This is a genomic window from Streptomyces sp. 13-12-16, from assembly GCF_002114215.1.
GTDB lineage: Bacteria > Actinomycetota > Actinomycetes > Streptomycetales > Streptomycetaceae > Streptomyces.
Genome location: NZ_NCTE01000758.1, coordinates 2,952 through 11,580 on the forward strand (window position 1 = coordinate 2,952; position 8,629 = coordinate 11,580).

Genomic DNA, 8,629 nt, shown 5'->3' on the forward strand with positions numbered 1-8,629 from the left:
GATCCGCTCCTTCGAGGACGAGTTCACGGTGCGCGCCGAGCCGGACCGCCTGCCGGGACCGGCGGACGGACTCCCCGGGGCACTCGAAGGAGACCGGCGGTAGCGGACGGGGCGCCGTCGCCACCCTGATGGCGACGACCGGACCGGGGAGGGAAGGAGGGGCTGCCGCCCTCCCCCCGGTGCCCCCCGTCAGACGCCGGCGCCGGCCGGTTCCTCCGGGAACCACGCGATCATCTCGGCGTACGCGGCCGGCGGCTCGTCGGTGCCGGACAGCCAGTCCGTCTCGCCCCGGGACCACTCGTACTCCCGGTGGCGGGCCCCGAGCTCCTCGACGAGTTCGGCGGCGAGGCGCGAGGCTTCGTACAGGTCCTGATCGGTGGACTGCGAGCTGGCGGCGACGACGACGCCGCGTACCTCGGCGGAATGGCCGTAGCGGAACGCGCCGGTGCCGAGGAGGTGCGGGTCGGTGTGCACGGCCGTGCCGTTGTTGCCCTTGAGGCGCCGGTGCGCGGCGGCCTTGGCGGCGGCGTTCGGGAGGAAGCGGCGCGCCTCCTCTCCCACGGTGAGCGCGCCGAGCACGGCTTCGGCCGGGGCGGTGCTCGCGTCGGCCGTCGGGTCGAGGATGACGAACCCCATGGCGGGGCGCGGGTAGGGCCCGCGCGGTGCCTCGCCGGGCGCGGCGACGTGGTTGCGGGTGATGCTGGCGGCCCGCCGCTCACCCAGCGTGCGAAGCAGCTCGGTGAGTTCGGCGTCATCGAGCATGTAGGCGTAGGGGTTGCGGCGCACCGCCGCGTGTACGCGCGGCGGTGCGGCCGGCTCGGCCGTGTCGGTCACGTCTGTCTCCTCGTGGTGTGGCTGCGTCCGAGTGCGTGGCGCGCCGGATCGTAACGGCCTTGATCGTCCGCACGCCAGGGATTCCGGATTACCCGGGAGCGCTTGGCGCGATCTTGACGCAACCCGGTCCGGATCTTGCTGTTGACCTCGTCTCGAAGTTCCTCCTAAGGTTTTGAGCAATGGTCCAGACCAGTTATCTCTGGTTCCCGGATTCGCCTTTCGACGACAACTCCTCTCTCCATGCCGGAATACGTACGGTGTTGCGAGAAGGGGAGGGATGGGACGGTTGACTGTGACCACGCAGGTAACTTCTGAAGTTGCGCAGAGGATCGCCGACGACGGATTCGTCACTCTGGGGGAACTCATCCCCCCGGAGGAACTCGCGATCTACCGTGACATCTACGACCGATTTCTGAGCGGAGAGATAGCGGCCGGCGACAAGAGGTCCGACCTCGGCTCGCACGCCCCGCTGAAGGAGGGGGTCCGGGAGAACATCACGCAGATCATGTGGCCGTCGGCGCTCCACCCGCCGCTGCGGGAGCTCCCTCTGCACGAGCGGGCGCTGACGCTCGCCCGCGAGCTGATCGGGGCGGACGCGGAACTCGACTTCGACATGATGATCCACAAGGATCCCCGCAGCGGTGTCCCCACCCCCTGGCACCAGGACGCGGCGTACTGGATCGACATGCCCGACCACCGGGCCGTCTCGATCTGGGTGGCGCTCGACGACGCGGACGTGGACAACGGCTGCATGTGGTACGTCCGGGGCTCGCACCTCCGGCCCCTGCGGCAGCACCGCCCCACGAGCGACGGCAAGAACATCGAGTGCGACTGCTCCGAGGACGAGCCGGGCGCGACCCCGGTGCCGGTGCGGGCCGGTGAGGCCGTGGCGCACACGGGCACGACGCTGCACGGCTCACGCGGCAACACCACCGACGGCACCCGCCGGGCCTACATCCTCAACTACCGCCCCGCCGCCATGATCCGGCTCGAACGGGAACAGGGCGCGGACCACGGTCTCAACGAGAACGTGCGCCAGGTCCGCAACCCGGCCGCGGCCGAGAGCTGACGCTGTCCCCGACCACCGGGCCGGCCGTCCGGCCGGCCCGACCCGAACGGCCAGAAGGGAAACCGTGCACCCCATCTCTCTGACGGGCGCCGTGATGACCCATCCCAGGAGGGTCGCCGCCGCCGAGGACATCGCGGCACGCGACCCGCGGGGACGCGTCCGCGTCGTCACGGATCCGGATCCGTCCGGCCCGCCCACCGCACTGCGCACCGCGAACCCCTCCTGGAGCTGCGTCGGGGACGACGCCACGCACCATGTGGTGTTCCAGGACGACGTCCTGATGGCCGACGGTTTCTTTCCGTACCTGGAAAAGGTCGCCGCCGCCGTCCCCGAAGAGGCCGTGGCCTTTTACGAGGGCTGGGAGGGAAGGAACAGCGGAGTGGTGCGACTCGGTGCTCTCACCGGAGCGCACTGGGCCTATGCGATCGACGAACACGTTCCGTCGCTCGCGCTCATGATGCCCGCCGACGTGGCCCGCGGATACGCGGAATTCGCCGCGACGCACGGAAAAGGCTGGCCGTACGACGTCGTCATTCAGCGATATCTGAAATCACTGGGAATTCCGGTGCGCATCGCGGTTCCCAGCACCATCGACCACGATGACGTCCCGAGCCTGGCGGGGAACAGCACGCACGGATGGCGGCGCGCCACCTACTTCTCCGACCGGGCCGTCGACGTGCCCACGTACGACTGCGTCTCGTTCCCCGTCGTTCCCTACTACCAGTACGGGGAGGCCAGGTGCGCGGTGCGGTACGAGACGCGCTGGGAGCACCTGGACACCGACCGGTACCTGCGGCGCGCCGGCCTGCTGGACCGCTGTGACGCCGACTTCGGAGCGGCCGAGGCGGCGGGAGCGGCGGAGGGCCACGGTCTGCCGGCCGTCGTACGGCGGCAGGTGTGGCTCACGGCCTTCGCCACCGGCGCCGTGGTCGAGGCACTGACGGCGGCGGACCCCGACCCGGCGGTGGCCGGCACGGTGATGGACTCCCTGGGGCCCGGCGGGCTGTGCGAGGAGTACACCGGCGCCGAACTGACGGAGATGATCCCGCGGATACGGGCGTTGGCCCTGACCGCGTTCGCCTCGGGCCGGGCGGCCCGCCGCGCCGCCCCGGCCGTGTCCCCCGGCACCACCGCCGGTGTCGCGGTCACCGGTGGCTCGCCGGCCTTCAGGGAACAGCTGGCGCGTCTGCTCACCGACGCGGGATGCGCCGCGGTCCCCGCCGACCGGCTGGGTACGGACGCGCACACGGTGATCCACCTCGGTGATCCGCACAGCGGGGGCCAGGCCCTGCCGGACCTGCTCAACGACGCGGAGAAGCTCGGCGTGCGGCGCCTCGTCCTCGCCGGTTCGGCCGCGGTCTACCGCGGGCTGGGCGACGAGGAGTGCGCCGAGGACGCCGTGTCCGCGCCGCCGTCGGACGCCGAGGCGCTCGCCTGGTGGACCGCGGAGGAGACGTGCCGGCGCTGGGGCGCGGAGACCGGCGTGCCCGTCCAGGTCGTACGGTTCGCCGAGCGGGTGGGACCGCACGCCCCGCCGACCGGGGTGCTGGCCTCGTGGATGCTGCGGGCCTGGACCCGGCGCCCCATGGAGCTCCTCGACGGCCGGCGTCACCAGATCGTCGACCACCGCGACATGGCCGGCGCGCTCGCCGCGGTCCTGGCCGCCCCCGTGCGCTCAGCGGTCTACAACGTGGCGTCCGCACGCTACGAGGAGACCGAGCTGGCCCAGCTCGTCACCGACACGGCCCGCCGCACCCCGTGGCAGCGGGGGCCCGGCGCGGACGGCCCGCGCACCCCCCTCATGTCCACCGGCCTCGTCACGGCCGAGACCGGCTGGCGTCCCGGAGCCGACGTGCGCGGCGGGGCCCGGGCCCAGGCCCAGTGGCTGGCCTGCGACACCCACGACGACGTCCCCGGTCCGGCGGAACGGGGCGGTGATGGCTGAAGGGCGACCGGCGCCCGGTCCCGCCGCCGTCGCCGAGCCGGGCATCTTCTCGCGCCCGTACACGACCGCCACGACGACGTTCGCCGTGGTGATGTTCCTGACCGGGTTCGCCGCGCTGGCCGTGGTGCCCACCTTGCCGACGGCGGCCCGGGACCTGGACGGAGTGTCCCTGTTCCCGCTGGTGGCAGGCTGTTTCGTGGCCGCCAGTCTGCTGGGCGGGGTGCTCGGCGGGCACTGGGCGGACCGGTCGGGGGCACGCCGTCCGCTGGCCCTCGGCATGGCCCTGTCCGTTCTGACGCTGCTGGTGTCGGCCTCCAGCGGGTCGATCTGGCAGCTGGCGGCCGGCCGGTTCGTGGACGGCCTGGCCGCCGGGATGGTCGCGGTGTCCGTGACCACCGCGATCGGCCAGTCCTACCCCGAGCGGTTGCGGCCCAGGATGCTCGCGCTGATGAGCGCGAGCTGGGTGGTCCCGTCGCTGGTCGGACCGCCGCTGGCCGGTGTGGTCGCCGAATGGTGGTCCTGGCGGGCGGTGTTCTACGGCCTGGCCGTCCTGACCGTCCTGCCCGCGATCGCCCTGGTGATCGTGCTCCGCCGGCCCGCGGCGGACGACGGCGCCGGCCCTGCCGACCTGCCGCCGGCCGAGGAGCGCGCCGCCCGTCCGCCCCTGTTCGTGGCGACGATGCTCAGCCTCGGTGCGGCGCTCGGCCAGTACGGGGTGTCGGAGTGGGACGTGAACCACTTGGCGTTCGTCGCCGTCGGCGTCGTGCTGCTCGTGGTGTTCGCCCCCCGCCTGCTGCCGGCCGGCACCTGGCGGAGCGCCCGCGGACTGCCGACCACGGTGCTGCTGCGCGGCCTCACCTCGGGCACGTACTTCACCGTCGAGGCCCTGGTGCCGCTGATGCTGATCACCGAGCGGGAGGTCGCCGCGGTGACGGTCGGCGTGGCGTTCACCGCGTCCGCGGTGCTGTGGGCGGGTGCCTCCTGGGTGCAGGGCAAGGCGCTCCAGCACGTCGCCCGGCACCGCCTCGTCACCGTCGGAGCGCTGGTCATGGCCGCCTCCGTCGCACTGGCCGTCGTGGGGAGCCTCCACGGCGTGCACCCACTGGTCGCGGCGGCCTCCATGCCGCTGGCCGCCGTCGGAATGGGCCTGCTCGACCCGTGCGTCACCGTGCTGTCCCTCAAGCACAGCGCTCCGCACCGGCAGGGCCACACCACCAGCGCCCTGCAGACCAACATGAACCTCGGCCAGGTCGTCGTCCTGGCGCTGGCCTCCGCCGTCCTCAACGCCTGTCTGGCCGCGGGCGCCGGCCCGCTCGGCGGCTACGCGGCGGCCTTCACGCTCCTCCTCGCCCCACCCCTTCTCGTCGCCGCCCTGGCCGTCCGTGCCAGGGCCGTCTGAACGCGGTCCGGCCCGCGGCGCCGCCCACTCTCCCCGGACCCCCACTTTCCAGTGGTATCCCCGATTCGAAAGGGAACGCTGTGCGCAGTGATCTTGTCGTCATAGGACTCGGCTACGTGGGTCTGCCCCTCGCCGTGGAAGCCGGCCGGGCAGGACTGACCGTCATCGGTCTCGACCGGGACGCCGCAACCGTGGACCGGCTCAACTCCGGCGTCTCGCACGTCGACGACGTCGACGACGCCACCGTGGCCGAGCTGCGCGCCCGGGGCTTCGTCGCCACCACCGACGAACGGGTCCTCGCCGAGACGGACACGGTCGTGATCTGCGTGCCCACCCCGCTGTCCCCGAACAGCGGCCCCGACCTGACCATGGTCGAGAGCGCGTGCGCCATGACCGCCCGTCACCTGCGGCGGGGCACCCTGGTCGTGCTCGAATCGACCACCTACCCCGGCACGACCGACGAGGTGGTACTGCCGCTCCTCGAACGGTCCGGACTGAGCGCGGGCCGGGACTTCTGGCTGGCGTTCTCGCCCGAGCGGGTGGACCCCGGGAACAAGGTCTTCGGCATCCGCAACACGCCGAAGGTGGTCGGCGGCCACTCACCCGCCTGCACCACGGCCGCGGCCGCCTTCTACGGGAAGTTCGTCGACAACGTCGTGCAGGCCGTCGGCACCCGCGAGGCGGAGATGGCCAAGCTCATCGAGAACACCTACCGGCACGTCAACATCGCACTGGTCAACGAGATGGCGGTGTTCTGCCACGAGCTCGGCGTCGACCTGTGGGACGCGATCTCCTGCGCCGCCACCAAGCCGTTCGGGTTCCAGGCGTTCCGGCCAGGCCCCGGCGTCGGCGGCCACTGCATCCCGATCGACCCCAACTACCTGGCCCACAAGGTCCGCACCCTCGGCTACCCCTTCCGCATGGTCGAACTGGCCCAGGAGATCAACATGCGGATGCCGCGCTACGTCGTCGAGCGTGCGCAGCACCTTCTCGACCGCGCGGGCCGGACGCTCACCGGAGCCCGGGTCCTGCTGCTCGGCGTGACCTACAAGGCGGACATCGCCGACAACCGGGAGACCCCCGCCCGCGACGTCGTCAAGCGGCTGCGCGCGCTGGGCGCGGAGGTGTCCTACCACGACCCGTACGTACCCCACTGGACCGTGGACGGCGCACCCGTCACGGCCGCCGGCCCGGACCTGCCCACCGCCCTCGCGCGGACGGACCTGGCCGTACTGCTCCAGCAGCACAAGGCCTTCGACATCGACGTGATCGAGCAGCACGCACCGCTGCTCCTGGACACCCGGGGCTCGGCCTACCCGCAGCCCCACGTCGAACGCCTCTGAAGCCGGACCGGCCGACCGTCCGCGCCTCCCCGATCCTCATCATCCGACCGGGCACCACGCCCGACACCTCCCCAGGAGTACTCGAACATGTGCGGTATCGCCGGCTGGGTCGACTTCGCCCGCCCGATCGACCACGGCACGGCACGGGCCATGACCGCCACCATGGCCCGTCGCGGCCCCGACGCCGACGGCCTGTGGACGAGCGACCACGTGGCCCTCGGACACCGACGCCTCTCCGTGATCGACCTGGAGGGCGGCTGCCAGCCGATGGCGGCCGAGGGCTCCCCGGGCCCGCGCGCCGCGCTGACCTACAGCGGCGAGACGTACAACTTCCAGGACCTGCGCACCCAGCTCACCGGCCTGGGCCACCACTTCACCACGCGCAGCGACACCGAGGTGGTGCTCCGCGCCTACCAGCAGTGGGGCCCCGGGTTCGTCACCCGCCTGGAAGGCATCTACGCCTTCGCGATCTGGGACCTGGACCGCGAGGAGCTGCTGCTCGTCCGGGACCGCATGGGAGTCAAGCCGCTGTACTACGCGGAGACCCCCTCCGGGGTGCTCTTCGGTTCCGAGCCGAAGGCGATCCTCGCCCACCCGGAGTTCACGCCGGTGCTCGACGCCGACGGGCTGCGGGACATCCTGTCCGTGGCCAAGGTCCCCGGCCACGCGGTCTTCCGCGGGATGCGCGAGGTCCCCGCCGGCGGCATGGTGCGCGTCGGCCGCTCGGGCACCACCGAGGAACGCTACTGGCGCCTGGAGGTCGCCGAGCACACGGACCCCCTGGACCGGACGATCCGTACGGTGCGGGAGCTCCTCGAGCACATCGTCGAGCAGCAGATGGTGTCCGACGTCCCCCTGTGCACGCTCCTGTCCGGCGGCCTCGACTCCAGCTCACTGACCGCGCTCGCCGCCCAGGTCTCCCGGACCAAGGGCCTGGGACGCATCCGCTCCTGCTCGGTCAGCGACCCGGACCCGGACGGCTCGGCGGGCGCCGGAGCCAACGAGGACCACATCTACGCCCGGCTGCTCGCCGAGCACGTCGGCTCGGACCACAGCGAACTCCCGCTCAAGGCGCCCGACCTGCTCGACCCCGCGCTGCGGGCCTCCGTCCTGGAGGCGTACGACCTGCCGATCGCCAAGGGCGACGAACACGCCTCGCTGCACCTGCTGTTCGGCATCGTGCGCCGGCACTCCACGGTCGCCCTCTCCGGGGAGTGCGGGGACGAGGTGTTCGGAGGCTACCGCTGGCAGCGCGAACGGGACACGGTGCTGTCCCACACGTTCCCCTGGGTCCACGAGGGACGCCACAACTACCAGGGCAACGAGGTCGTCTTCACCCCCGACCTGCTCTCCAAGCTGGATCTGGCGGCGTACGAACGGGACTGCCACAGCACGGCGGTCGCGGAGATCGACGCCCGCCGGTCCGTCGCCGACCCGGTGGAGGCCCGCTACCGCGAGGTCACCTACCTGGCCCTCACCCGGCACGCCCAGGTCCTCTTCGACCGCAAGGACCGGATGAGCATGGCCTGCGGCCTGGAGGTGCGGGTTCCGTTCGCGGACCACCGCCTGGTCGAGTACACCTTCAACATCCCGTGGGCCATGAAGGGCTTCGACGGACGGGAGAAGAGCCTGCTGCGTGCGGCGATGAAGGACCTGCTGCCGGACGCGGTGTCCCAGCGGATCAAGACGCCGTACCCCTCCATCCGGGCCGAGGCCTACAACCGGACGCTGCGTGAGCGCCTGGCGGACCTGATCCGTACCGGGTCCGGCCCCCTGAGTCCCTTCGTCGCGCCCGCCCTGAGGACAGCGGTGCGCCGGGACGGGGCGGCGGCCCTGGAGCACGGCATGAGCCGGGCGGCCCTGGAGACCACGCTCCAGCTGGACGCCTGGCTGCGCGCCTACGGCGTGGAGGTCGTCCTCTGACACCCCGGCGAGCCGGAGCCCCGGCGGACCCACCGCGGTGACCGGGGGCGATGCGTGGAGACCGCGGGCACCACGGTGCCCGCGGTTCCCCGCCGGGCCGCCCCCGGGATCCCCGC

General features: G+C 72.3%; 6 protein-coding genes. 5 read left to right on the forward strand and 1 reads right to left on the reverse strand.

Annotated elements, in window-relative coordinates; genetic code table 11:
- Positions 1-189: 189 nt before the first annotated feature.
- Positions 190-834, reverse strand: coding sequence for a hypothetical protein (locus tag B7767_RS28095; RefSeq protein ID WP_085574618.1), 645 nt, complete (start codon positions 832-834; stop codon positions 190-192).
- Positions 835-1,126: 292 nt separating this feature from the next.
- On the opposite strand from B7767_RS28095, the gene B7767_RS28100 reads away from it, so the two are divergent.
- The 5 genes from B7767_RS28100 to asnB all read left to right on the forward strand — a co-directional run bounded on the left by B7767_RS28100 (position 1,127) and on the right by asnB (position 8,513).
- Positions 1,127-1,903, forward strand: a complete 777-nt coding sequence (locus B7767_RS28100) for a phytanoyl-CoA dioxygenase family protein (protein ID WP_256923594.1) — start codon at positions 1,127-1,129, stop codon at positions 1,901-1,903.
- A 64-nt stretch (positions 1,904-1,967) separates the two neighbouring features.
- Entirely contained in the window at positions 1,968-3,848 is a 1,881-nt protein-coding gene (locus tag B7767_RS28105; RefSeq protein WP_256923593.1) for an NAD(P)-dependent oxidoreductase, read from the forward strand.
- Positions 3,841-5,247: an MFS transporter gene (locus B7767_RS28110; RefSeq protein ID WP_085574620.1), complete on the forward strand. Its 1,407-nt coding sequence runs from the start codon at positions 3,841-3,843 to the stop codon at positions 5,245-5,247. Before B7767_RS28105 ends, B7767_RS28110 begins: the two co-directional genes overlap by 8 nt.
- An 80-nt stretch (positions 5,248-5,327) precedes the next feature.
- Entirely contained in the window at positions 5,328-6,590 is a 1,263-nt protein-coding gene (locus tag B7767_RS28115; protein WP_085574621.1) for a nucleotide sugar dehydrogenase, read from the forward strand.
- Between the two features lie 87 nt (positions 6,591-6,677).
- Positions 6,678-8,513: an asparagine synthase (glutamine-hydrolyzing) gene (asnB, locus tag B7767_RS28120; protein WP_085574622.1), complete on the forward strand. Its 1,836-nt coding sequence runs from the start codon at positions 6,678-6,680 to the stop codon at positions 8,511-8,513.
- The last annotated feature ends 116 nt before the right edge of the window (positions 8,514-8,629 follow it).